21 protein-coding genes are annotated in these 23,790 nt (G+C 68.4%); 10 read left to right on the top strand and 11 right to left on the bottom strand.

What is annotated here, in order from left to right; all coding sequences use genetic code 11:
- The first annotated feature begins 16 nt into the window (after positions 1–16).
- Positions 17–3,292, top strand: coding sequence for an arabinosyltransferase domain-containing protein (locus Q5696_RS07640; RefSeq protein ID WP_305095170.1), 3,276 nt, complete (start codon positions 17–19; stop codon positions 3,290–3,292).
- A gap of 39 nt (positions 3,293–3,331) precedes the next feature.
- On the opposite strand, the gene Q5696_RS07635 is transcribed toward Q5696_RS07640, so the two are convergent.
- The 4 genes from Q5696_RS07635 to Q5696_RS07620 all read right to left on the bottom strand — a co-directional run bounded on the left by Q5696_RS07635 (position 3,332) and on the right by Q5696_RS07620 (position 8,316).
- A complete protein-coding gene (locus tag Q5696_RS07635; protein WP_305094597.1) occupies positions 3,332–4,462 on the bottom strand; it encodes a 3'(2'),5'-bisphosphate nucleotidase CysQ in 1,131 nt (376 codons plus the stop codon).
- Complete coding sequence (gene cysC, locus Q5696_RS07630) at positions 4,456–6,312, bottom strand: adenylyl-sulfate kinase (protein ID WP_305094596.1); 1,857 nt, start codon at positions 6,310–6,312, stop codon at positions 4,456–4,458. Before cysC ends, Q5696_RS07635 begins: the two co-directional genes overlap by 7 nt.
- A complete protein-coding gene (cysD, locus tag Q5696_RS07625; RefSeq protein WP_305094595.1) occupies positions 6,312–7,238 on the bottom strand; it encodes a sulfate adenylyltransferase subunit CysD in 927 nt (308 codons plus the stop codon). Before cysD ends, cysC begins: the two co-directional genes overlap by 1 nt.
- A gap of 151 nt (positions 7,239–7,389) precedes the next feature.
- A complete protein-coding gene (locus Q5696_RS07620; RefSeq protein WP_305094594.1) occupies positions 7,390–8,316 on the bottom strand; it encodes an IclR family transcriptional regulator in 927 nt (308 codons plus the stop codon).
- A 93-nt stretch (positions 8,317–8,409) separates the two neighbouring features.
- On the opposite strand from Q5696_RS07620, the gene Q5696_RS07615 reads away from it, so the two are divergent.
- The 8 genes from Q5696_RS07615 to Q5696_RS07580 all read left to right on the top strand — a co-directional run bounded on the left by Q5696_RS07615 (position 8,410) and on the right by Q5696_RS07580 (position 16,145).
- Entirely contained in the window at positions 8,410–9,576 is a 1,167-nt protein-coding gene (locus Q5696_RS07615; protein WP_305094593.1) for a hypothetical protein, read from the top strand.
- Between the two features lie 3 nt (positions 9,577–9,579).
- A complete protein-coding gene (locus Q5696_RS07610; protein WP_305094592.1) occupies positions 9,580–10,359 on the top strand; it encodes an SDR family oxidoreductase in 780 nt (259 codons plus the stop codon).
- Between the two features lie 13 nt (positions 10,360–10,372).
- Positions 10,373–11,524 (top strand): sulfotransferase family protein, encoded by a 1,152-nt coding sequence (locus tag Q5696_RS07605; protein WP_305094591.1) that lies wholly within the window; start codon positions 10,373–10,375, stop codon positions 11,522–11,524.
- A 115-nt stretch (positions 11,525–11,639) separates the two neighbouring features.
- The gene (locus tag Q5696_RS07600; protein WP_305094590.1) at positions 11,640–13,031 is read left to right on the top strand and encodes an alpha/beta hydrolase domain-containing protein; all 1,392 of its coding nucleotides are present in this window, start codon (positions 11,640–11,642) and stop codon (positions 13,029–13,031) included.
- Between the two features lie 278 nt (positions 13,032–13,309).
- A complete protein-coding gene (locus Q5696_RS07595; RefSeq protein WP_305094589.1) occupies positions 13,310–13,840 on the top strand; it encodes a MarR family winged helix-turn-helix transcriptional regulator in 531 nt (176 codons plus the stop codon).
- Positions 13,841–13,958: 118 nt separating this feature from the next.
- Positions 13,959–14,525: a dihydrofolate reductase family protein gene (locus Q5696_RS07590; protein ID WP_305094588.1), complete on the top strand. Its 567-nt coding sequence runs from the start codon at positions 13,959–13,961 to the stop codon at positions 14,523–14,525.
- A 196-nt stretch (positions 14,526–14,721) separates the two neighbouring features.
- The gene (locus Q5696_RS07585; protein WP_305094587.1) at positions 14,722–15,135 is read left to right on the top strand and encodes an ArsR/SmtB family transcription factor; all 414 of its coding nucleotides are present in this window, start codon (positions 14,722–14,724) and stop codon (positions 15,133–15,135) included.
- On the top strand, positions 15,132–16,145 hold the full coding sequence (locus tag Q5696_RS07580; protein WP_305094586.1) for a cation diffusion facilitator family transporter: 1,014 nt from the start codon (positions 15,132–15,134) through the stop codon (positions 16,143–16,145). The genes Q5696_RS07585 and Q5696_RS07580 overlap by 4 nt, the downstream gene beginning before the upstream one ends.
- Positions 16,146–16,311: 166 nt before the next feature.
- Here Q5696_RS07580 and Q5696_RS07575 read toward each other — a convergent pair whose 3' ends face one another.
- Entirely contained in the window at positions 16,312–16,614 is a 303-nt protein-coding gene (locus Q5696_RS07575; protein WP_305094585.1) for an antibiotic biosynthesis monooxygenase family protein, read from the bottom strand.
- Positions 16,615–16,665: 51 nt separating this feature from the next.
- Positions 16,666–17,118: a MarR family winged helix-turn-helix transcriptional regulator gene (locus Q5696_RS07570; protein ID WP_305094584.1), complete on the bottom strand. Its 453-nt coding sequence runs from the start codon at positions 17,116–17,118 to the stop codon at positions 16,666–16,668.
- Positions 17,119–17,323: 205 nt separating this feature from the next.
- On the opposite strand from Q5696_RS07570, the gene Q5696_RS07565 reads away from it, so the two are divergent.
- The gene (locus Q5696_RS07565; RefSeq protein ID WP_305094583.1) at positions 17,324–18,196 is read left to right on the top strand and encodes an alpha/beta fold hydrolase; all 873 of its coding nucleotides are present in this window, start codon (positions 17,324–17,326) and stop codon (positions 18,194–18,196) included.
- A 72-nt stretch (positions 18,197–18,268) separates the two neighbouring features.
- On the opposite strand, the gene Q5696_RS07560 is transcribed toward Q5696_RS07565, so the two are convergent.
- From Q5696_RS07560 to Q5696_RS07540, 5 genes are read right to left on the bottom strand one after another with little or no spacing between them, the layout of a single operon-like run.
- Complete coding sequence (locus tag Q5696_RS07560) at positions 18,269–19,045, bottom strand: enoyl-CoA hydratase (protein WP_305094582.1); 777 nt, start codon at positions 19,043–19,045, stop codon at positions 18,269–18,271.
- Positions 19,042–19,953: a 3-hydroxyisobutyrate dehydrogenase gene (gene mmsB / locus Q5696_RS07555; RefSeq protein ID WP_305094581.1), complete on the bottom strand. Its 912-nt coding sequence runs from the start codon at positions 19,951–19,953 to the stop codon at positions 19,042–19,044. Before mmsB ends, Q5696_RS07560 begins: the two co-directional genes overlap by 4 nt.
- Positions 19,950–21,026 carry an enoyl-CoA hydratase/isomerase family protein gene (locus tag Q5696_RS07550; RefSeq protein WP_305094580.1) on the bottom strand — a complete coding sequence of 359 codons (1,077 nt, stop codon included), beginning with the start codon at positions 21,024–21,026 and terminating at the stop codon, positions 19,950–19,952. Before Q5696_RS07550 ends, mmsB begins: the two co-directional genes overlap by 4 nt.
- Complete coding sequence (locus Q5696_RS07545) at positions 21,023–22,162, bottom strand: isobutyryl-CoA dehydrogenase (RefSeq protein WP_305094579.1); 1,140 nt, start codon at positions 22,160–22,162, stop codon at positions 21,023–21,025. Before Q5696_RS07545 ends, Q5696_RS07550 begins: the two co-directional genes overlap by 4 nt.
- A 10-nt stretch (positions 22,163–22,172) precedes the next feature.
- A complete protein-coding gene (locus Q5696_RS07540; protein WP_305094578.1) occupies positions 22,173–23,678 on the bottom strand; it encodes a CoA-acylating methylmalonate-semialdehyde dehydrogenase in 1,506 nt (501 codons plus the stop codon).
- Positions 23,679–23,790: the final 112 nt, after the last annotated feature.

Below are 23,790 nucleotides of genomic sequence, written 5' to 3'. Positions count from 1 at the left end.
TCTCGTGGTCGACAGCATGGTGGGGGCGGAACCGCTGCCCGTGAAGAGGCAGCCGGGATCCGGGACGAACGCGTCGGCGGCGTGGTGGGATCTGCGCCGCGCCCGCCTGGTCGCGATCGTCTCGGCGGTGATCGGTGTGCTGTGCGCGGTGGCGATCCCGCTGCTGCCGGTGCAGCAGGATCAGGCGTCGCTGTCGTGGCCGCAGAACGGGGTCGCGACGAGCGTGCAGGCGCCGCTGGTGTCGTACGCGCCGATGTCGCTGGACGCGCGGATTCCGTGCGCGACGGTCCGCGACCTCGCCTCCGGTGGTGTGGTGGCCTCGACGCTCCCGGCCGGAGCGCCGGACGCGGAGAAGTACGGGCTCGTCGCGAAGACCGTCGCGGCGTCCGACGACACCCCGGCCCGCCTCGACGTGATCCTGCGGGACACGGCGCTGCTGTCGGTGCCGCTGTCGGAACTCTCCGGGGCGGACTGCGCGGTCGAGATCTCGTCGGCAGCGGACCGGACGACGGTGGCCGTCACCGGCGCGTCGGATCTGACGAAGACCGTCGACGGGGACGTCCGCCCGCAGGTGGTCGGCGTGTTCAGCGATCTCGAAGGCGCAGCCCCCGCGGGCCTGTCGGTCGACATGGTCCTCGACACCCGGTTCTCGTCGTCCCCGACGGTGATCAAGCTGGTCGCGATGATCGTGGCGGTCCTCGCGACGCTGCTGAGCCTGGTGGCGCTGCACCGTATCGACTGCGCCGACGGCCGCCGTTCCCGCCGGTTCCTGCCGTCCCGCTGGTGGCGGTTCGGGATCGCCGACGGCGCCGTGATCGGCACGCTGCTGGTGTGGCACGTCATCGGCGCGACCACCGCCGACGACGGCTACCAGTTCACGATGGCCCGCTCGGCGCAGTCGTCGGGTTACATGTCGAACTACTTCCGTTACTTCGGGGTGCCCGAGACTCCGTTCGGCACGCCCTACTACCAGATCTTCGGGCTGCTCGACGACATCTGGAGCGCGAGCATCTGGGTGCGGCTGCCGGCGCTGCTGGCGGGCATCGTCACGTGGCTGGTGCTCAGCCGTGAGGTGGTGCCGCGTCTGGGTATCGCGGCCCGCACGAGCCGGATCGCCCTGTGGACCGGTGCCCTCGGCTTCCTCGCCGTGTGGCTGCCGTACAACAACGGGCTGCGCCCGGAACCGGTCGTCGCGGCCGGTGTGCTGCTCACGTGGTGTTCGGTGGAGCGGGCGATCGCGACCCGGCGGCTGCTGCCGGCCGCGGTGGCGATCCTGATCGCGGCCCTGACGTTGTCCGTCGGCCCGTCCGGCATCATCTGCTTCGCCGCCCTGATCGCCGGCGCACGACCGCTGCTGCGGATTCTCGTGGCCCGCGCGAAGACCGTCGGCTACACCGCGCTGCTGTTGCCGTTGATCGCGGCCGGCACCGCGATCCTGGTCGCCGTGTTCGGTGACCAGACTCTCGCCGTCGTCCCGGTGATGCAGGACGCGCACGATGTCGCCGGGCCGAGCGAGAAGTGGTTCACCGAGCATCTGCGGTACCAGTGGCTGCTGAACTACACCGCCGACGGGTCGCTGTCGCGCCGGTTCGGCATCTTCGTGATGTTCCTGGGTGTGCTGGTCGCGCTGCTGGCGATCCTGCGTAAGGGCGGGCGGATCCCGGGCACGGCCGCCGGTCCGTCGCGGCGCGTGGTCGGTGTCGCGATCGGCGCCGTCGCCCTGATGATGTTCACGCCCACCAAGTGGACCCATCACCTCGGTGTGTTCGCCGGTATCGCGGGCGCGATCGCGGTGCTCGTCGCGGTCGCCGTCGGTCCGGCGGTGCTGCGGTCGCCGCGCAACCGGGCACTGTTCGCGGCCGCGGTGGCGTTCGTGATGGCGATCTCGTTCACCGGCACCAACAACTACTGGTACGTGTCGGCGTGGGGGATCCCGTGGTGGGACAAGCCGCCCACCCTGTTCGGGAAGGGATTCGGCACCTACCTGTTCGCGGCTTCGCTCGCCCTGCTCGCGGTCGCGGTGTGGTGCCATCTGCGGGACTCGCGTGAGCCCGCTCCGGGCACGGTCGCCCGGAAGCTGTGGGCTGTGCCGCCGTTGACGGTGGCCGCGGCCGCGGTCGTGCTGTTCGAGGTGCTGTCGTTCGCGAAGGGCGCGGTGAGCCAGTATCCGGCGTTCTCGGTGGGCCGCTCCAACATCGATGCGCTGCGCGGCCAGAACTGTGGCCTCGCATACGACGTGCTCCTCGAGACGGACCCGAACGCCTCGATGCTGCAGCCGTTCTCCGGCACCGTCGCAGACGCCCTGGCCGGCACCGACTCGACCGGGTTCACCCCGGACGGGGTGGCCACCGATCTGAGCGCGGACACCGAGTCCACCACCGGCACCGCGAACCTCGTCGACTCGGACACGGATTCGACGTCCACGGACACCGCCGGCACCGGCGGTGGTGAGGGCGCGGTCGGGGTCAACGGCAGCACCGTGGCCCTGCCCTTCGGCCTGGACCCGGCCACCACCCCGATTCTCGGCAGCTACCGCAAGAACGAGCAGGCACCGGCGACCCTGACCACCGACTGGTACCGGCTGCCGGAGATCGGCGCCGACGGCACCCGCGGCGACATCGTGTCGGTCGCCGCGGCCGGGCGGGTCCGCTCGGTGGACCGGGACGGCCTCGTGACGCCCGGCCCCGCGCTGGAGGTCGAGTACGGCACCCGGCAGTCCGACGGGTCGGTCACCGTCCTCGGCCGGGCGACCCCGTTCGACATCGGTCCGGCGCCGTCGTGGCGGAACCTGCGGGTGCCGCTGGACCAGTTGCCGTCCGACGCGGACGCGGTCCGGTTGGTGGTGGCGGACGAGAGCCGCGACCCGGACCAGTGGATCGCGGTCACTCCCCCGCGGGTGCCGCAGACCCGGACGTTGCAGGACGTGATCGGCTCCGACACCCCGGTGCTGGCCGACTGGGCGGTGGGCCTGCAGTTCCCGTGCCAGCAGCCGTTCACCCACCACGACGGTGTCGCCGAGGTGCCGAAGTTCCGGATCCTCCCGGATCGCGGCGGCGCGGTGTCGACGAACCTGTGGCAGGACCACATCGGTGGCGGCCCGCTCGGCTGGACGGATCAGCTGCTCGAGGCGCGGACGATCCCGTCGTACCTGAACCACGACTGGCGCCGGGACTGGGGTCAGGTCGAGGAGTTCACGCCGCGCAACGAGTCGGCGGTGCCCGCGGAGGTCACCACCGTCACCGAACGCCGGTCCGGGCTGTGGAATCCGGGTCCGATGACGCTGCGGTTCTGATCCGCGGAGCGGCGCCGGTTCCGCCGGCGCCGCTCCCGGTCAGGGAGCCGGTTCGATGATCGCGGTGACGGCGTCGATCTCGGCGCCGCCGATCGCGAAGTGCTCGGTGATCGCGACCGTCAGGGTGCCGGGGCCGGCGGTCATGTCGAGCAGGAATCGGGCGACGACGTCGGAACCCCATTCCCGGAAGGTGAGGTCACGGACCCCGGTGACGGGCCGGTACTGCGCGCCGGTTTCGAGCATCGTGCGGATCTCGTCGCCGGAGTCGCCGGTGGGCTGCCCGTTCTCCCAGCGCCGGCAGTGCCGGGCGAGCCGCACCTTGCTCGCGTCGTGGGTGACGAGGGAGTCGATGTATTCGCGGGCCATCGCGATCCGCGGGCTGTCCGGCGCGGCGGATGCGGTGAGGGCGGCGATCCCGTCGAGCAGTGACTGCGCCAGGTCGGGACGGCAGATCAGCAGGTCCGGCAGGTACGGGTGGGCCTCGTTGTAGCGCAGCGGGGTGCCGTCGATGCGGGAGCAGTGCAGTCCGGCCGCGAGCGCGACACCGACGGGGGCGGCCGAGTCCCACTCCCACTGGCCACCGGCGTGCACGTAGGCGTCGGCGTCGCCGCGGAGCACGGCCATGGCCTTCGCCCCCGCCGACCCCATGGGCACGAGATCACCGTCGACGCGTCGGGCCAGTTCGGCCGCGAATTCCGGTGGACGACTGTCGCTCACCACGATCCGTGGCCGGCTCCGGGTGGACGCCGTCGCCCGGGTGATCCCGCCGACGTACACCCGGTCGAGGGCGGGTTGCGCGACGGCGGCCGCGGTGATGCCGGGCCCCTGTTCCCCGTCCCGTTCCCAGAGGGCGACATGTACGGCCCAGTCGGCACGTCCGGGCAGCCCGTATTCGCGGGACCCGTCGAGCGGGTCGATGATCCACACCCGCGGATTGTCCAGGCGGGCGGCGTCGTCCGCGGATTCCTCGGACAGGACGGCGTCGTCGGGGCGGGCCGCGGCCAGGGCCGCGAGCAGCAGAGTGTTCGCGTCGCGGTCGCCGCGCCGGCCGAGGTCCTTGGCGGCCGATTTCTCCAGTGGCGTCTCCCCCAGTTCGCGGGAGCGCAGGTCCAGCAGCAACGTTCCGGCGCGGGCGGCGAGGTCGGCGGCGAGTTCGGTGTCGGTCAGCACAGGTCCAGATACTCCATGATCTTCGCGGCCTGGGCGACCGGGTCGCCGTCCCCGGGCCGCAGCACCAGTTCGGCGTGCTCCGGGGCCTCGTACGGGTCGTCGATGCCGGTGAATCCCGTGATCTCCCCCGCTCGCGCCTTCGCGTACATGCCCTTGGGGTCGCGGGACTCGCACTGCTCGAGCGGGGTGTCGACGAACACCTCGACGAACGGGATCCCGGCCTCCTCGTGCAGGCGGCGGACCTTCTCGCGGTCGTCGCGGTACGGGCTGATGAGAGAGGCGACCGCGACCAGGCCGGCGTCGGCGAGCAGGTGTGCGACGGCACCCACCCGGCGGACGTTCTCGGCGCGGTCCGCTGCCCCGAAGCCGAGGTCGGCGTTGAGTCCGTGCCGCAGGTTGTCGCCGTCGAGCCGATAGGCGGGTACCCCGGCTGCGATGAGCCGGCGTTCCAGTTCCACCGCGACGGTGGACTTTCCGGAGGCGGACAGGCCGGTGAGCCACACCGTGGCACCGCGGGTGGGCCGCTCGTCACGGGACACCGCGGCCGTGTGCCACACCACCTTCGACTCCGACAGGGTCGGTCCGGTGATCATGCCGGCGGCGACGGTGTTGCCGGTGGCGTCGTCGACGAGCAGGAAGCTGCCGGTGACCCGGTTGCGGCGGTAGGGGTCGAACAGCAGCGGCTGCTGGGTGCGCAGCTGGATGCGACCGATCTCGTTGAGCGACAACGACTGTGCCGTCTCGTCCCGGTGCAGGGTGTTGACGTCGAGCCGGTAGTCGAGCCGGGTGACCTGCGCCTTGGTGGCGCGGGTGGTGTGCAGGACGGTGTAGCGGGCGTCCGGTCGCAGCGACGACGTCTCGGTGAGCCAGCACACCATGGCGTCGAGTTCCTGTCCGACGAGCGGACGGTTGTTGGGGCGGCACAGTGTGTCCCCGCGGCTGATGTCGATCTCGTCGGCGAGCTGCACGCACACCGCGGACGGCGCGAACGCCTCGGTGACGGTTGTTCCGCCGGGACCCCAGATCGCGGTGATCGTCGAGGTGAACCCGGACGGCAACGCCACCACCTCGTCGCCGGGTTTGAACACGCCGCTGGCGACGGTGCCGGCGTAGCCGCGGAAGTCGTGCAGGTCGGTGTCGGTCTGCTGGTGCGGGCGGATCACGTACTGCACGGGCAGGCGGGCGTCGATGAGGTTGCGGTCGGAGCCGATGTGCACGTCCTCGAGGTGGTGCAGCAGCGACGAGCCTTCGTACCACGGCATGTTCTCGGTGCGGGTGACGATGTTGTCGCCCGCGAGCGCCGACACCGGGACGAACGTGAGGTCGCGAACGTCGAGTTTGGTGGCGAACTGCGCGAACTCGTCCTTGATCTCCTCGAACCGTTCCTGCGACCAGCCGACGAGGTCCATCTTGTTGACGCACAGCACCAGGTGCGGGATACCGAGCAGCGTCGACAGGAACGCGTGCCGGCGGGTCTGTTCGAGGATGCCCTTGCGGGCGTCGACGAGGATCAGCGCGAGGTCCGCGGTGGAGGCGCCGGTGACCATGTTGCGGGTGTACTGCTCGTGGCCGGGGGTGTCGGCGATGATGAACTTGCGTTGCGGGGTCGCGAAGTACCGGTACGCGACGTCGATCGTGATGCCCTGCTCCCGTTCGGCGCGCAGCCCGTCGGTGAGCAGCGCCAGGTCCGTGTACTCGGCGCCGCGGTCGCGGCTGCTGCGTTCCACGGCCTCGAGCTGGTCCTCGAAGATCGACTTGGAGTCGTACAGCAGCCGTCCGATGAGGGTGGACTTGCCGTCGTCGACGCTGCCCGCGGTCGCGACACGCAGCAGTTGCCGGGTGTGCACCATCAGAAGTACCCCTCCTTCTTGCGATCTTCCATGCCTGCCTCGGAGATCCGGTCGTCGGCGCGGGTGGCGCCGCGTTCGGTGATGCGGCTGGCCGCGACCTCGTCCACGACCTCGCCGGCGGTGGCCGCACTCGATTCGACGCAGCCGGTGCAGGTGGCGTCGCCGACGGTGCGGAATCTGACGAGTTCCTCGCGGGCCTCTTCACCGGGCAGGAGTGTCAGGAACCTCGTGTGCGCCAACAGCATTCCGTCGCGTTCGACGACGGGCCGGCGGTGCGCATAGTAGATGCCGGGAAGCTCGATGTTCTCCTCGGCGATGTACTGCCAGATGTCGAGCTCGGTCCAGTTGGACAGCGGGAAGACGCGGATGTGTTCGCCCTTGCGGTGCCGGCCGTTGTAGAGGTTCCACAGCTCGGGGCGCTGCGCCTTCGGATTCCACTGCCCGAACTCGTCGCGGAAACTGAACACCCGCTCCTTGGCGCGGGCCTTCTCCTCGTCGCGGCGGGCGCCACCGAACACGGCGTCGAACCGGTTCTCCCGGATCCCGCGCAGCAGCGAATGCGTCTGCAGCCGGTTGCGGCTCGCCCGCGGCCCGGTCTCCTCGACGACGTTCCCGGCCGCGATGTCCTCCTCGACGCTCGCCACCAGGAGGCGTAGGCCGAGCCGATCCACGACGGCGTCCCGGAATTCGATGACCTCGTCGAAGTTGTGCCCGGTGTCGACGTGCATCACCGGGAACGGCAGCGCCGCCGGCCAGAACGCCTTCGCGGCGAGATGCAGCATCACCACCGAGTCCTTGCCGCCGGAGAACAGCAGCCCGGGCCGCTCGAATGTCGCGGCGACCTCACGGAAGATGTGGACCGCCTCGGCCTCGAGCGCCTGCAGATGTGTCAGCTCGTAGGCGGGCGGAGATGTCTGGGGTGTCACGCTCAGCTCCTCGACAATATCGGTTCATATTTGTACCGGGCTGGTTCACAATGTGCTCGTGCGGCGAGAATAGAACGCGTTCCACCTCGTGGTCAATGGCCGAATGTCACACGCGTTCGATTGGACCGAACGCGTGTGACATTCGGCCGCGTCAGCGTCGAGGGTGTCGCCCTCCGATCTCCGCGGTCACCGCGTCCGCGGCGGCGACGAGGGCCGCGCCGCGGCGGGCGATCTCGGCACCGCTGATGGATCCGCCGACGTCGAGAGTGAGGACGAGCGCCTGGTGGCCGTCCCCGTCGTAGCAGGGTGCGGCGACGAGGCTGACGGGGTAGTCGACGTCGGACTCGGTCTCGCTGTCGAGGTAGACGCGTTCACCGAGACTCGACACGACCTCACCGATCAGTTCCTTGAGCTCGGCCGGCAGATCCCGTCCGGCAACCCCGGCCATGAGCGAGAACAGCTTCCGACCGACGGGAGTGAGCCGTTCGACGAGGTAGCCGACACGTCGGCAGTCCTCGACGACGCGGGCGAGCAGGTCACGGTCGAGGACGACGGGCAGGGCCGGGTCGCGGCGCAGCCAGGCCTCGAGGTCGTCGTCGCTGCCCCAGAGCACGTACATGAGGCCGACGGGCGGGGCGAACGGGTAGGACTGACCGGCGCGGGCCGCGGTGCGCCCCAACGTCACCCCGGGCGGGGTGACGTTCTCGAGGATCGTGACCTGGTCGCCGACGACGGTGGACGCCGTGCAGACCGCGCCGTACTCGATTGCGAGGCCCTCGAGGTGAGCTCGGGCGATCGCACCGATCGCGAAGCCGCGCTGCGCGGCGCGGCCCGCAGCGATGAGTGCGGGGCCGAGCCCGTACGTCTTCTCCCGAGGGTCGCGGGTGAGGTACCCGGCGGCGACCAGCTCGGAGACGATGCCCAGACATGTGGGCTTGCTGATCCCCAGGGCCCGGGCGAGCCCGGACAGGCCGAACCGCTGATCGGGGCGCGCGACGAGGTGGTCGATCACCTGGACGACGCGTGCCGTCGGCGGTGAGCGGCGGCCGCTGGGCTCGTCGGGTTCGGCAGAGATCATTGACCACTCCTTGAAACACGTTCTATCGTCGGGATCACGACGCGATCTACCACTCGGGTACACATTTGTACCACCTGATCGAAGGAGCACGATGTGCTGACGGATCCACTCGCCGACGCGATCGCCGAGGCCGAGAAGCTCGTGGCAGACGCCCCCCACATCCGGTCCGAACAGGACCTCCTCGAGGGCATGCAGTACCTCGCCGGCGGCATCATCGCGACCGTGCACGCGGCGTGGGCGACGGAGAAGACGCATCCGAGCTTCATCTCCGGGACGGGCCCGTTCACCAAGATGGGTCTCGACAACCCGGACACCCTCTACTTCGGTGCCCGCATCGACGACGACGCCGAATACATCGTCACCGGAACCCGCGGCACCACCGCGGACCTCAGCTTCCAGGTGCTCAGCGGCAACTACACGAACGCGAACGTGCCCGGCAGCGAGATAGCGTTCGACGACCGCGAGCTGCACATCGAGGACGACGGCAGCTTCGTGGCCACGTTCGGCCCGGGCCCGGCCGACGGACGCCGCAACCACTTCACACTCGCACCGGGCTCGTCGCAGCTCGTGGTCCGGGAGGTCTACAGCGACTGGAGCCAGCAGCGCGGCACCATCCGCATCGAGCGGGCCGACCGGATCGGCGTCGCCCCACCGGCACTCACCCGTGAGGAGACCGAGAAGCGGTTCGCCCGCGCCGGCAAGGCCCTGGTCGGTCGGGTCAAGACATGGCTGCAGTTCCCGCAGTGGTTCTACGACAATCTGCCGGTCAACACCATGACCGCGCCACGGCTGACACCGGGCGGACTGGCCACCCAGTATTCGTCGGTGGGGCACTACGAGCTCGCCGACGACGAGGCGATGATCATCACCGTCCCGAAATCCGATGCGCCGTACCAGGGTTTCCAGCTGGGCAGCCTGTGGTACATCTCCCTCGACTACCTCGACCACCAGACGTCGCTGAACAATGCTCAAGCACAGGTCGATCCGGACGGAATGATCCGGATGGTCCTGTCCGAACGCAATCCCGGGGTCACCAACTGGCTCGAGGCCCTGGGCCACCCGCGCGGCTACCTGCAGTTCCGGTGGCAGCGCACGTCGCGGGAGTTCACGCCCGCCGACGGGCCGTCCGTCGAGGTCGTCAAGTTCGACGATGTCGCCGCGAAACTTCCGTTCCACGAACACAACACAATCACGCCGGAGGACTTCGCCGCCCGCATCGCGGAGCGCCGGGCCGCCGTCGCCGACCGGATGCTGGGGTAACACATGAATCTGCTGGAGAACAAGGTCGTCGTCGTCTCGGGTGTGGGCCCCGCGCTGGGCCGCACGCTCGCGCTGCGCTGCGCCGCGGCCGGCGCCGACCTGGTGCTGGCGGCCCGGACGCAGGAACGCCTCGACGAGGTCGCCAAGGAGGTCACCGACCTCGGACGCCGGGCGGTGACGGTGTCCACGGACATCACCGATCAGGCCTCGGCCGAGAATCTGGTGGCCACCGCCGTCGATTCCTACGGCCGCGTCGACGTCCTGGTCAACAACGCGTTCACGGTGCCGTCGATGAAGCCGTTCGCGCGCACCGATTTCCAACACATCCGGGACGCCGTCGAACTGACGGTGCTGGGTGCGCTGCGGCTGACGCAGCTGTTCACCCCGGCGTTGACGGAGTCGAAGGGCGCGGTCGTGAACGTCAACTCGATGGTGCTGCGGCACTCACAGGAACGGTACGGCAGCTACAAGCTCGCCAAGTCGGCACTGCTCGCGATGTCGCAGTCGCTGGCCACCGAACTGGGCCCTCAGGGAATCCGGGTCAATTCCGTTGCCCCCGGATACATCTGGGGCGACACCCTGAAGAAGTACTTCGAGCATCAGGCACAGAAGTTCGGCATCACGGTCGAACAGATCTACGAGCACACCGCCGCGGCCAGCGATCTGAAGCGGCTGCCGACCACCGAGGAGGTCGCCGACGCGGTGATCTTCCTGGCGTCGCCGATGGCGTCCGCGATCACCGGGCAGTGCCTCGACGTCAACTGCGGCGAATTCCACCACTAGGGAGACCGAACGGATGACCGAACGCAACAGCGCCGACCGCACGACGGTCGGCACCGTCGAGGACCTGCACGCGTCCGCGACGAAGATGACCGGCCTCGACGACTTCGGCGTCGACGACTACACCGAGGCACTCGGGGTCCTGCTGGACTCGTACGCCCGCGACGAGGATCTGACGCCGTTCGGCAGCAAGATCTCTCGCGTGTTCCTGCGCGGCGCACTGGTCGCCCGGCTGCTGAGCGAGGCGGCGTGGAAGCAGTTCCCCGAGCACGCCGACGTCGCGATCGACCGGCCGATCTTCGTCACCGGTCTGCCCCGCACCGGCACCACCGCGCTGCACCGACTGCTCACCGCCGATCCTGCGCACCAGGGTCTGGAGATGTGGCTGACGGAGATGCCGCAGCCGCGGCCCCCGCGGGACACGTGGGCGTCGAACCCGGTGTTCGCCGCGATCGAGGCACAGTTCGGTGAGCACCACGTCGAGCATCCCGAGTTCATGGGGGTGCACTACATGTCGGCCGGCGAGGTCGAGGAGTGCTGGCAGCTGCTGCGTCAGACGTTCAAGTCGGTGTCGTACGAATGTCTCGCACACCTGCCGACGTACTCGTCGTGGCTCGAGGGACAGGACTGGTCCAACGCGTACGCACGCCACAAGAAGAATCTGCAGCTGATCGGCCTGCCCGATCGGGATCGGCGCTGGGTGCTCAAGAATCCGAGCCACCTGTTCGCGCTCGACGAGTTGATGGAGGTCTACCCGGATGCACTGATCGTCCAGACGCACCGGCCGCCGGCCACGATCATCCCGTCGGTGTGCAGTCTGGCCGAACAGGCGACCGACGGGTGGTCGAACCGCTTCCGCGGCGAGGTCATCGGCCGCAGCCAGCTGGACCTGTGGGCCCGTGGTCTCGACGATTTCACCGCGGCCCGCGCGAAGTACGATCCGGCGCAGTTCGTCGACGTCGAGTACGGCGACTTCGTGGGTGATCCGCTCGGCACCGTCGAGAAGATCTACTCGCACTTCTCGATTCCGTTCTCCGAGCAGGCCCGGACGTCGATGGACGCGATGCATGCCGAGAGCCGGACCGGTGGCCGCAAGCCCGCGCACCGGTACACCCTCGAGGACTACGGGCTCACTGCCGAAGAGGTGAACGAGCGCTTCGGTCGCTGAACCGATCCGGATGTCCCAGCCAACGAGAATCGATGTGACCGACACCACATCAAGCGTTAGATTTCGTGGATGGGGATGCGGGCGGCGCAGCCCCGGGTAGAGAGGCTCGATCCGAATGTTCCTGCACGCACGACGATTCGATACCGACAATCCCTCGACTGCAGGGGTCCACGGCACACCGGCCACCGCGACGTCCGTCGACCTGACGGCCGCCGGGTATCTCGAGCAGGAGTTCTTCCTCAGTGGGACGGCCACGTCGTACCGCGAGGACGGCGACTGGGGGCCGGACGGGCGGTGGCCGGTCACCGAATCGGGGCAGGCGCCGTACCGGACGCGGCTGCTGGTGCGGCGTCCCGCCGATCCGGCACGGTTCAACGGCACCGTGGTGGTGGAGTGGCTCAACGTGAGCGGCGGCGTCGACGTGGACGTCGACTTCGGTTACATGCACGCGGAACTACTGCAGGGCTATGCGTGGGTGGGGGTGTCGGCGCAGGCCGCCGGGGTGAACAGCACCGGCGGCAGCCCGCTCGGTCCCGCGGCCGTCGGACTCAAGGCCTGGAATCCGCAGCGGTACGGCCCGCTGCACCATCCCGGTGACGCGTACTCGTACGACATCTTCTCCCAGGCCGGCACCTCGCTGAGGGCCCCGCGCGGCGCGGATCCGCTCGCCGGACTGGACGTCGAGCACGTGATCGCCGTCGGGCAGTCGCAGTCGGCGATGCGCATGCTCACCTACGCCAATGCGATCCATCTCCACGACGAGGTGTTCGACGGCATCGTGGTCCACAGTCGGGCGGGATTCGGGGCGCCGCTCGGCTCCGGTACCGGGATTCCGGCGCTCGACGGACCGGACGGGCCCGATGTCGTCTCCCCCGCTCGGGTGCGTACCGACCTCGACGTGCCGGTGTTCCAGATCGTCACCGAGACCGAACTGTTCGAGCTCGGTGGCACCCCCGAACGGTCGTTCGTCGCGGCCCGGCAGCCCGACACCGACCGGATCCGGACGTGGGAGATCGCGGGGGCCGCCCACTCCGACGCGCACTCGTTGCGGATCCTGTACCCGCAGTACACGGCCCAGTTCGGCACGATCCGGGACCTGGCGGCGGTCGTTCCGATCGTCAACGACGGTCAGCAGGCCGAGGTGGTGTCGGCGGCGCTGCGGGCGATGCGGGCGTGGGTGGTCGACGGGGTCGCACCGGCGTCGGCGGAGCCGATCGAGACGAGGAGCGGGGCGATCGTGCGGGACCGGCACGGCAACGCGGTCGGCGGGGTCCGGACACCGGCCGTCGAGGCTCCGGTGGCGTCACTGACCGGGGAGAGCGTGCACGTGCCGAACAACGGGGCCACCGTGCGACTGGACGCGGAGACACTCGCGGAGCTGTATCCGGCTCCGGACGGTCGTGTCGCGGCGGTGACGGCCGCCGTCGATCGGGCTGTCACCGCGGGCTTCCTGCGCTTCGAGGACGGGCGGGCCCTCGTGTCGGAGTCACGTACGTCACAGTTGTGAGCAGATGTTCGTGCGAGTCGGCATATCGGGCAGGTTGTCCGGAATGCTAACTTTCTCTCGGTGGCTGTCCGCCACCACTTCATCGCACCACCTGTGAAGGATTGAACATGGAAATGCTCAGCGCCGTCATCAACATCGTGTCGATCGCCTACAAGCTCTTCGAGCAGATCAGCACCTTCAGCTGAGCCGACAACGCTTCGTCCGGGCCGGGTCTCCTTCGGGGACCCGGCCCGGACGCGTGAATACGTCTGCGCGCGTGCGCATGGGATGATCGAGGCATGCCGTCACCGTTGCCTCTGGATCCGATCGAGGAAGCGCACCGCCAGTGGACCGACCACGGCTGGGGTGCAGTCGCCGACGGCATGGCCGCGGTCACGTCGGTGGTGCGGGCACAGCAGATCATGATGGCCCGGGTCGAGGAAACCCTCAAACCGTTCGGGCTCACCTTCTCCCGCTACGAACTGCTCACTCTGCTGACGTTCACCCGCAGCGGCGCCCTCCCCATGGCGAAGGCCAGTGCTCGCCTGCAAGTCCACCCCACCAGCGTCACCAACGCCGTCGACCGCCTCGAAAAAGCCGGCCTCGTCCGCCGTGTCCCCCACCCCACCGACCGGCGCGCCACCCTCGTCGAAATCACCGATGCCGGACGTGATCTGTCCCGCCGCGCCACCGAAGCACTCAACGCCGCCGTCTTCGCCGACCCCGGTCTCGCCCCCGACAAAATCGATACCCTCATCCGCATCCTCACCGAACTACGCGTGCGCGCAGGCGATTTCGACACCGGTGAGCAGCCGGGCAAGTGGCACTGAGGTGACCCGGAGGCAGGACCGCGGCCCTGCCGTCCGGTGAAGAATCTGCCGACAACGATGTGGCAATGATTCGCGGGACGGCCCGACGGAGTGCGCCGATTCGTGCAGCCTGATCTGCATGGGCACACTCATCTACAGCTTCACCGTGTCGGTGGACGGGTACATCGCCGATGCACAGGGCAGTATCGACTGGAGCGCTCCGAGCGAAGAACTGCACCGGTATTGGAACGACTTCGAGCGGGAGACCGCCCTGTCGTTCTACGGGCGGCGACTCTACGAACTGATGTCCGCGTACTGGCCGACTGCCGACGAAGCCCCGGACGCCACCCCGCTGATCGTCGACTTCGCCCGCATCTGGCGCAGCATGCCCAAGGTCGTGTTCTCGCACACCCTGGAGTCCGTCGGCTGGAACTCCCGCCTGGAACGTGGCGACCCGGTCGAGGTGGTGACGAAACTGAAAGCCGAAACCGACGGCACACTGGAGGTGGCCGGTGCCACACTGGCCGCGCCGATCGTGCGGGCCGGACTGGTGGACGAGTACCGGATCGTGGTCGCGCCCACCATCGTGGGCGGCGGCACCCGGTTCCTCCCGACGCTCCCGTCGTGGATCTCGTTGCAATTGTTGGAGAACCGTACCTTCCCGGGCGGCACGGTCCTCCTGCGCTACGCGGCGAAACACGACTGATACGCCCCTCCGACCGCACCGACGACGAGGAACAGCACTCCGAGGGGAGCATTCACGTGACTCCCGGCTCGTCCGGGGCTGCCACACGGGCAAGCAGCGTGACGGATGCGGTGTCGAGGCCGTCCGGAAGGTGATGGGCGGCGCCCACAGCGGAAGGAAAGATGTCACGCGAGGCGCGAAGCTCTACTATCTGCATATGTACGCAAATAATGGACCTTGTCGGCGGCGGCTCGACGACGACCAGGTCGGCCTGGTGGTCGAGGTGTTCCGCATGCTCGCCGACGGCACCCGCGTCCGATTGTTGTGGGCGTTGATCGATCGGGAGTTGTCGGTGACCGAGCTGGCCGAGCACGTGGGCAAGGCCGCCCCCTCGGTGTCGCAGCATCTGGCAAAACTGCGGATGGCACGGCTGGTGCGGACCCGACGCGAGGGAACGACGATCTTCTACAGCCTCGAGAACGAACACATCAGACAACTGGTGACGGACGCGGTGTTCAACGCCGAGCACGCCGGCCCGGGTGTACCGGGACACCACCGGGCCGACGCAGGTCTGCACGCCCTGCACGAGGGCTCGGCCGGCGAGTCCACACAGCAGACGGAGGCACTGTGACAACCCCGCACAGTCAGCACGGGCACGGGCACGGGCACGGGCACACCCGAGCCGGTTTCCGCGGAACATTGCGGGAGGTGTTCGCTCCGCACAGTCACGACGCGGCCGACAGTGTCGACTCGGCGCTGGAGACGAGCGATATCGGCATCCGGGCCGTGAAGATCAGTCTGGTGGCCCTGGCGATCACCGCGGCGATCCAGCTCGTCATCGTCGCGGCTTCCGGGTCCGTCGCGCTCGCCGCGGACACCGTTCACAATTTCTCCGACGCCCTGACCGCTGTGCCGTTATGGATCGCGTTCGCGCTCGGACGCCGTGCCGCGACCAGGAGATTCACGTACGGTTACGGCCGCGCCGAAGACCTCGCCGGACTGTTCGTCCTGGCGATGATCGCCCTGTCTGCCGTGATCGCCGGCATCGAATCGGTCCGGCGCCTGATCGACCCGGTCCCGATCGGACATCTCGGCTGGGTCGCACTCGCGGGTCTCGTCGGGTTCGTCGGCAACGAACTCGTCGCCGTCTATCGCATCCGCATCGGACGCCGCATCGGATCGGTCGCGCTGGTCGCCGACGGACTGCACGCTCGTACGGACGGATTCACTTCGCTCGCAGTGTTGTTCGGCGCAGGTGGTGTCGCCCTCGGATACCCGATCGCCGACCCGGTCATCGGCATCCTCATCACCATCGCAATCCTCGTGGTCCTGCGTACCGCCACCCGCGACGTCTTCCGGCGTCTGATGGACGGCGTCGACCCCGAGCTCGTCTCGGCGGCCGAAAAGGTGCTGTCCGGTCAGCCCGGAGTGGAGAACGTCCGCAGCCTGAAAATGCGCTGGACAGGTCACCGGCTGCACGCCGACGTCGAACTCGACGTCGACCCCGGGCTCGGGCTCGCCGAGGCGCACCTCGTCGCACACGGCGCCGAGGATGCCCTGACCTCGACGGTTCCACGTCTCACGACAGCACTGGTGCATGCCTATCCCGCTCACGAAGCCGAGATACGTATCGTTCGCTGAACCGCTCAGGCCGTCCGCAAGTATGTGGAGACACCCGAGGCGCTCACCAGTCTCTGACTCAACCAGGTCACCACGGAACGTGATGCGTCTCGAGGTCGCCGTCGGCCGCAAGGGCGCACGCCGGAAGGAGTTGATCCGCAGGCCACCGTATGGAGCGTCGAGCACCCTACGCGGGCGTGGCGAGCACCTGTTCGTAGTGTTCGACGAGCGGGAACGGGTCGTAGAAGTGGTGCAGCAGTCGACGCCACCGCGCGTACTCCGGGGAGCCGCGAAAGCCCTCGACGTGATCGTCCAGCGTCTCCCACTCGACGAGCAACAGATACGTTCCCGGCCGTTCGATGCACCGCGACAACGTCAGTCGCTCGAACCCCGGCATCGCCGAGATGATCGACTTCGCCTCCGCGAACGCCGTCTCGAAGTCGGCTTCGAGGCCGGCACGGACAGTCAACAGCGCATGTTCGAGGATCATGTGAGTGATCGTCGCATCCGGATGCACGGATTCACGGATGGTTGCCGGTAGTTACTGCAGGAGTTCTCGGGCGATCTGCTCGATTCTGAGGACGCTGTCGAACAGGTCCTCTCCGATCGCCGCACGCAGTGTGGATTCGATACCGGCGGCGAGGCGGTCGGCTTCCTCGATCGTCTTCGTCCCGAGGGCGGTCAGGCGGACCTCGACGAGTTTCTGGTGCATCGGCGAGGGCCGACGGCTGACGAGGCCCTTGTTTTCGAGGGTCGAGAGCATCGTCGCGGCCGCCTGAGGGGTTCCCATCCCGTTGCGGGCGAGCTGAGCCGCGGAGGTCGGCTCGAGATGTCGAATCGACAGCAGCGCGGTGTACTGCGGCACCGTGAGTTCGAGTGGCCTCAGAGCAGCGGCTTTGGCGTCGATGATGAGTCGCGCGATCCGTCGAACATGGGTACCGAGGCGATCGTCGAGCACCTCGGCCAGCGAGCTGTTCTCGACGTCCTCTGCCACCGGAACCTTCTCCCTGTCCGCCCGACCCGGGCATCACAACATGCTGCCTTCTGTCGTCATTCTGCCATCGCCGACCCCGTGACCTTCACACTCCTTCACGAATAAAAACATTGATTCATGACAACATGTTGTCATACTGTTCGTGGCGGTATGCCGCCCCCGCAGCCCGAGGGCGGCTGCAACGGCCACGGAGGGAGAAGGACACATGTCCACGACGATCACGGCAGCGGAGATCACCTACGAGGGAAGCAAGCGGGAGATCGCCACCGACCAGGGGGTTCTGCGGTATCACGAGGCCGGGGACGGCCCGCCCCTACTGCTTCTGCACGGGTCGGGGATCGGTGTGAGCGGCTGGCGCAACTACCGGGAAAACCTGGACGTGTTCGCCCGGCACTTCCACTGCTATGTGCTCGAGTTTCCCGGGTTCGGGGTCAGCGACCCGGCGATCGGGCATCCGGTCCTCACCGCGACCGCGGCGGTGACGCGGTTCCTGGACGCTCTCGGCATCGCCTCCGCTGCGATCATCGGCAATTCGATGGGCGGGGTGGTCGGGGCACACGTGGCGATGCAGCATCCAGAGCGTGTCGAGAAGCTGATCACGATCGGTGGTGTCGGGCCGAACATCTTCAGCCAGTCCCCGAGCGAGGGCACACGTCTGCTCCGGGACTTCGCCGACGACCCCAGCCGCGAGAAGCTGGTGCGATGGCTCGAATGCATGGTGTACGACCCGGCGGTGGTCACCGAGGAACGCATCGAAGAGCGTTGGGAGACAGCGAAGGATCCTGCGTCCCACCAGACGCTCGTCGCGATGTACGGCTCCGAGGCCGCCGCTGCGCAACAGCGGGCACTCGAGACCTCCGACGCCCCGCCGTACTGGTCGATGATGCGCAAGGTCCAGTGCCCGACCTTGTTCACCTGGGGACTCGACGATCGGCAGTGTCCACCCGATATGCCACTCGTCCCGCTCAGGTTGGCGCCGAACGCCGAGCTTCACGTCTTCCCGAACTGTGGCCACTGGGTGATGGTGGAGGCCAAGGAGGCGTTCGAACGCGTCGCTCTCGAGTTCCTGCTCCGCTGACGCGCTCGGAAGGAAAGCCGACGGTTCGGCCCCTGCCGGTGTGCGTGGCAGGGGCCGAACCGTCGCTGTGACTCAGCGATGCCCGAAGTTGGGGTCCCGCTTTTCGGCGAAGGCGGCCATGCCTTCCTTCTGGTCGTCGGTGGCGAAGGCGGAGTGGAAGATTCGACGTTCGAAGCGCACTCCTTCCGACAGGGTGGTTTCGAACGAGCGGTTGACCGATTCCTTGACCATCAGGGTGATGGGCAGGGACATCTCGGCGATGGTGGTGGCGGTGGCGAGCGCCTCGTCGAGGAGGTCCGCGGCCGGCACGATGCGGGAGACGAGTCCGGCGCGTTCGGCTTCCTCCACACCCATGGTGCGCCCGGTCAGGCACAGGTCCATGGCCTTCGCCTTGCCGACGGCGCGGGTGAGGCGCTGCGAGCCGCCGATGCCGGGCAGCACGCCGAGTTTGATCTCGGGCTGCCCGAACTTGGCGGTGTCGGCGGCGATGAGGACGTCGCACATCATGGCGAGCTCGCAGCCACCACCGAGTGCGTAGCCGGCGACGGCCGCGACGATCGGCTTACGGGCCGCGGCCAGCCGATCCCAGGCCGAGAAGTAGTCGTCGATGTACATGTCCATGAACGACTTCGGCTGCATTTCCTTGATGTCGGCGCCGGCCGCGAACGCGCGGCCGCTGCCGGTGATCAGCATCGCGCCGATGCCGCGGTCCCGGTCGAACTCCTCGACGGCGGCGACGACCTCCGACATCAGCTGCGCGTTGAGCGCGTTGAGCGCCTTCGGCCGATTGAGCGTGATGACGCCCACGCGGCCGTTGCGCTCGACCTTGATGGTCTCGAAATCCGTCACTGATTTTCTCCGTTCGACCGGTTTCTGATGTCGTTGATGATTGCCGAGAAGTCCTCGCCGCCGTGCCCGGTCTCGTGGAACCGGCGGTACAGTTCGGCGGCACGCAGCCCGAGGTCGGCATCGACGCCGTTGTCGCGCAGCGCATTCGCTGCGAGCCCCAGGTCCTTGTCCATGAGGGCGGCCGCGAATCCCGGCTGGTAGTCGTTGTTCGCGGGGCTGCCCGGGACCGGTCCCGGCACCGGGCAGTTGGTGGTGAGCGCCCAGCACTGGCCCGACGCGTTGGAGGCGACGTCGAACAGTGCCTGGTTGCTCAGGCCGAGTTTCTCGCCGAGCACGAACGCCTCACTGATCGCGATCATCGAGACACCGAGGATCATGTTGTTACAGATCTTCGCGGCCTGCCCCACTCCCGGACCACCGCAGTGCACGACCTTGCGGCCCATCACCTCGAGCAGCGGGTGGGCGGCCTGGAAGTCCTCGTCGGCGCCGCCGACCATGAATGCGAGCGTGCCCGCCGATGCACCCATGACCCCGCCGGAGACAGGGGCGTCGATACCGCGATGCCCGGCCTGTTCGAGTTTCTCGTGGGCGGCGCGGGCGTCGGCGACGTCGATGGTGGAGCAGTCGACGAACAGGGTGCCCGGCCGGGCCGCGGCCAGCAGACCGCCGTCGTACAGGTCGAGAACGTGCTTGCCGCTGGGCAGCATCGTGATCACGACGTCGGCGTCGACGGCGGCAGCCGGTGCGGAGGCGACGACGGTGACGCCGTCCTTCGTGGCCTGTTCGAGTGCGGCCGGCGCCAGGTCGAAGCCCTGGACGGCGTATCCGGCTTTCGCGAGGTTCGCGGCCATCGGGCCGCCCATGTGGCCGAGACCGACGAAGCCGACGGTGATGTCGCTGATGCTCATCGCTGTTCCTCCCCACTCGCGGGCGGGGCGCCCGCGATCGTCCGAGCCAGTCCGAGTTCGGCGTCGCCGAGTGGCTCGAAGAATCGGTCCACGTGTTCGTCGGTGACCGCGTCGAGGGTCGACGGCGACCATGCGGGGTTACGGTCCTTCTCTACCACCTGCGCCCGGATGCCTTCCACCAGATCGTGAGATCCGAGGCATGCCAACGACACTCGATACTCCTGATCGAGGGCCTTTTCGAGCGAGTCGAGGTCGCGGACCTGCCGCAGCGCCCGCAGCGTCACCTTCGCCGCGGTCGGTGACTTCGCGAGGATCTGCTCCGCCGCCTTCTCCTCGTCGGGGACACCGCTGCCCTGCAGCCGGGCGACGATCTCCTCGACGGTGTCGGCGCTGTAGGCGGCGTCGATCCAGTCCCGCTGCGCCAGCAGGTCCGACGCGGGTGCGGGCTCGGAGAACCGTGCGAGCGCGTCGTCGACGGTGCCGGCGGCCAGCGCCTGCTCGAAGTCGGCGAGCCGCTCGGACGGAACGAAGTGGTCGGCGAACCCGCAGGCGATGGCGTCACCGGCCGTCAGCCGGGCCGTCGTCAACGCGATGTGGGTGCCGATCTCCCCCGGCGCCCGCGACAGCAGCCAGGTGCCGCCCACGTCGGGCACGAATCCGATACCGACCTCGGGCATGCCGATGGTGGAGCGTTCGGTGACGACCCGGACGTTGCCGTGTGCGGAGACACCGACGCCGCCGCCCATGACGATGCCGTCCATGATCGCAACGTACGGCTTGGGATACCGGGAGATCGCGGCGTTGAGGACGTACTCGTCGCGCCAGAAGTCCTTCGACCCGTCGCCGCCCTCGCGGGCGTCGTGGTAGATCGAGACGATGTCGCCGCCCGCGCACAGCCCGCGTTCACCGGCGCCGACGAGCAGGACCGCGTGGACGGTGTCGTCGTCGGCCCATTCCAGCAGGGCCGGGGCGATCGCCTGCACCATCGCATGATTCAGGGCGTTGATGGCCTTGGGCCGGTTGAGCGTGATCCGGCCGATCCGGCCGATCCGCTCGATCAGGACGTCACTCATGCTGCTCCGATCATGGCGCGGGCCACGACGACCCGCATGATCTCGTTGGTTCCTTCGAGGATCTGATGGACGCGCAGGTCGCGCACGATCTTCTCCACTCCGTATTCGGCGAGGTAGCCGTAGCCGCCGTGCAACTGCAGTGCCTCGTTGGCGACGGTGAATCCGGTGTCGGTGGCGAACCGCTTCGCCATCGCGCACAGTTCGGCGGCGGCCGGGTCTGCACCGTCCAGTGCCCCGGCTGCCCGCCACAGCAGGCTGCGGGCCGCCTCGAGCTCGATCCGCATGTCCGCGAGCCGGAACTGCAGCGCCTGCTGCTCGGTCAGTGCCGCCCCGAACGCCTTGCGTTCCCCCAGGTAGGTGAGCGTCTTGTCGAGCGCGGCCTGAGCCCCGCCGACCGAGCAGGCGGCGATGTTGATGCGTCCGCCGTTGAGTCCCTTCATCGCGAACCGGAAGCCGTCGCCCTCACTGCCGAGGAGGTTTCCGGCGGGCACCCGCACCTGGTCGAGGATCACCTGCCGGGTGGGCTGGGCGTTCCAGCCCATCTTCTTCTCGTTCGCACCGAACGACAGTCCCGGCGTGTCCTTCGGCACGACGAACGCGGAGATGCCGCGCGCGCCGGGGCCGCCGGTGCGGGCCATCACGACGTACACGTCGGAGGTGCCCGCACCGGAGATGAACTGCTTGACGCCGGTGAGCACGTAGTCGTCGCCGTCGCGAACCGCCTTGGTGGACAGGGCTGCCGCATCGGAGCCGGCACCCGGCTCGGTGAGGCAGTAGCTGCCGAGCTGCTCCATCGATGCCAGTGCGGGCACCCAGCGGCGGCGCTGCTCGTCGGTGCCGAACTCGTCGATCATCCACGTGACCATGTTGTGGATCGAGATGTACGCGGCGATCGACGGGCAGCCGGTGGCGAGCTGCTCGAAGATGCGGACGCCGTCGAGACGGCTCAGCCCGGAACCACCCACGTCCTCACGGATGTAGATGCCGCCCATGCCGAGTGCGCCCGCTTTACGCAGCACATCCACCGGGAAGTGCTTGGCCTGGTCCCATTCGACCGCGTCGGGCGCCAGGTATTCGGCAGCGAAATCGCGTGCCGTCAGGGCGATCGCGCGTTCGTCGTCGGAGAGAGTGAACACCGGTGCTCCCCTAGTCCATCGTCGGGATGACGAAATGGTCCGCATGCTCTTTCACCCCGGACGGCCACCGCTGGGTGACGGTCTTGGTCTTGGTGTAGAAGCGGATCGAGTCCGGGCCGTGCTGGTTGAGGTCCCCGAAACCGGACCGCTTCCAGCCGCCGAACGTGTGGTAGGCGATCGGGACCGGGATGGGCACGTTGACGCCGACCATGCCGACCTCGACGCGGGCGCAGAAGTCGCGGGCGGTGTCGCCGTCGCGGGTGAAGATCGCCACCCCGTTGCCGTATTCGTGTTCGGACGGCAGCCGCAGCGCCTCCTCGTAGTCGGCGGCCCGCACCACCTGCAGGACCGGACCGAAGATCTCCTCCCGGTAGATCCGCATGTCCGGGGTGACACGGTCGAACAGGGTTGCGCCGGCGAAGAATCCGTCCTCGTGGCCATCGAGGACGAAGCCGCGGCCGTCGACGACCAGTTCGGCGCCCTCCTCGACCCCGATACCGACGTAGTCGTTCACCCGGGCGAGGGCGTCCGCGGAGACGAGCGGGCCGAAGTCGGCGTTCTCGTCGTCGGAGCGGCCGATCTTCAGCGTGCCGACCCGTTCGGTGAGCTTCGCGACGAGCGCGTCCGCGGTCTCCTCCCCCACCGGGACCGCCACCGAGATCGCCATGCAGCGCTCACCGGCGGAGCCGTAGCCGGCGCCGATGAGGGCGTCGGCCACCTGGTCGAGATCGGCGTCGGGCATGACGATCGCGTGGTTCTTCGCGCCGCCGAAGCACTGGGCCCGCTTGCCGTGCGCGGCCGCGGTCTCGTAGATGTACTGCGCGATCGGGGTGGAACCGACGAAGCCGACGGCCTTGACCCGCTCGTCGGTGAGCAGCACGTCGACGGTCTCCTTGTCGCCGTTGACGACGTTGAACACGCCTGCGGGCAGACCGGCCTCGAGGAACAGTTCGGCCAGGCGCAGCGGCACCGACGGGTCCCGCTCGGACGGCTTGAGGACGAACGCGTTACCGCAGGCCAGCGCCGGACCGGCCTTCCACAGCGGGATCATCGCCGGGAAGTTGAACGGGGTGATGCCGACGACGACGCCGAGGGGCTGACGCATCGAGTAGACATCGATACCGGTGCCGGCGGACTCGGTGTACTCGCCCTTGATCAGGTGCGGGACACCGACCGCGAACTCGATCACCTCGAGGCCGCGCTGGATGTCACCCTTCGCGTCCGGGATCGTCTTGCCGTGCTCGGCGGACAGCATCCGGGCCAGCGGATCCATCTCGTCCTGCACGAGCTGCAGGAACTTCATCAGTACCCGCGCCCGCTTCTGCGGATTGAACGCCGCCCACACGCGCTGCGCCTCGGCCGCGTTCGCGATGACCGCCTCGGTCTCGGCCTTGTCGGCGAGCGGCACCCGCGACTGCACACGCCCGGTATTGGGGTCGAAGACGTCGGCGAAACGCCCGGACGTACCGGGAACATGCTTGCCGCCGACGAAATGGGAGAGCTCTCGAACACTCATGGTCGGATCCGTCCTTCACTGGTCGCCAACTTGTCGCCCATCCTATAGTCGGAAGTCCATGCAAGTCTAGGGCCGGGAACCCGACATACAGGTGAACCGCAGGTAGCGGGCC

Source organism: Prescottella sp. R16 (assembly GCF_030656875.1).
Taxonomy (GTDB): domain Bacteria; phylum Actinomycetota; class Actinomycetes; order Mycobacteriales; family Mycobacteriaceae; genus Prescottella.
Note: the sequence above shows the minus strand (reverse complement) of the source record. Positions and strands in the feature narration are given on the sequence as shown.

Coding starts and splice junctions, on each gene's coding strand:
- Q5696_RS07640 (WP_305095170.1), top strand. CDS start 17: ATGGTGGGGGCGGAACCGCTGCCCGTGAAGAGGCAGCCGGGATCCGGG.
- Q5696_RS07600 (WP_305094590.1), top strand. CDS start 11,640: ATGTTCCTGCACGCACGACGATTCGATACCGACAATCCCTCGACTGCA.
- Q5696_RS07575 (WP_305094585.1), bottom strand. CDS start 16,614: ATGATCCTCGAACATGCGCTGTTGACTGTCCGTGCCGGCCTCGAAGCC.
- Q5696_RS07590 (WP_305094588.1), top strand. CDS start 13,959: ATGGGCACACTCATCTACAGCTTCACCGTGTCGGTGGACGGGTACATC.
- Q5696_RS07540 (WP_305094578.1), bottom strand. CDS start 23,678: ATGAGTGTTCGAGAGCTCTCCCATTTCGTCGGCGGCAAGCATGTTCCC.
- Q5696_RS07605 (WP_305094591.1), top strand. CDS start 10,373: ATGACCGAACGCAACAGCGCCGACCGCACGACGGTCGGCACCGTCGAG.
- mmsB (WP_305094581.1), bottom strand. CDS start 19,953: ATGAGCATCAGCGACATCACCGTCGGCTTCGTCGGTCTCGGCCACATG.
- Q5696_RS07610 (WP_305094592.1), top strand. CDS start 9,580: ATGAATCTGCTGGAGAACAAGGTCGTCGTCGTCTCGGGTGTGGGCCCC.
- Q5696_RS07595 (WP_305094589.1), top strand. CDS start 13,310: ATGCCGTCACCGTTGCCTCTGGATCCGATCGAGGAAGCGCACCGCCAG.
- Q5696_RS07565 (WP_305094583.1), top strand. CDS start 17,324: ATGTCCACGACGATCACGGCAGCGGAGATCACCTACGAGGGAAGCAAG.
- Q5696_RS07585 (WP_305094587.1), top strand. CDS start 14,722: ATGTACGCAAATAATGGACCTTGTCGGCGGCGGCTCGACGACGACCAG.
- Q5696_RS07550 (WP_305094580.1), bottom strand. CDS start 21,026: ATGAGTGACGTCCTGATCGAGCGGATCGGCCGGATCGGCCGGATCACG.
- cysC (WP_305094596.1), bottom strand. CDS start 6,312: ATGGTGCACACCCGGCAACTGCTGCGTGTCGCGACCGCGGGCAGCGTC.
- Q5696_RS07620 (WP_305094594.1), bottom strand. CDS start 8,316: ATGATCTCTGCCGAACCCGACGAGCCCAGCGGCCGCCGCTCACCGCCG.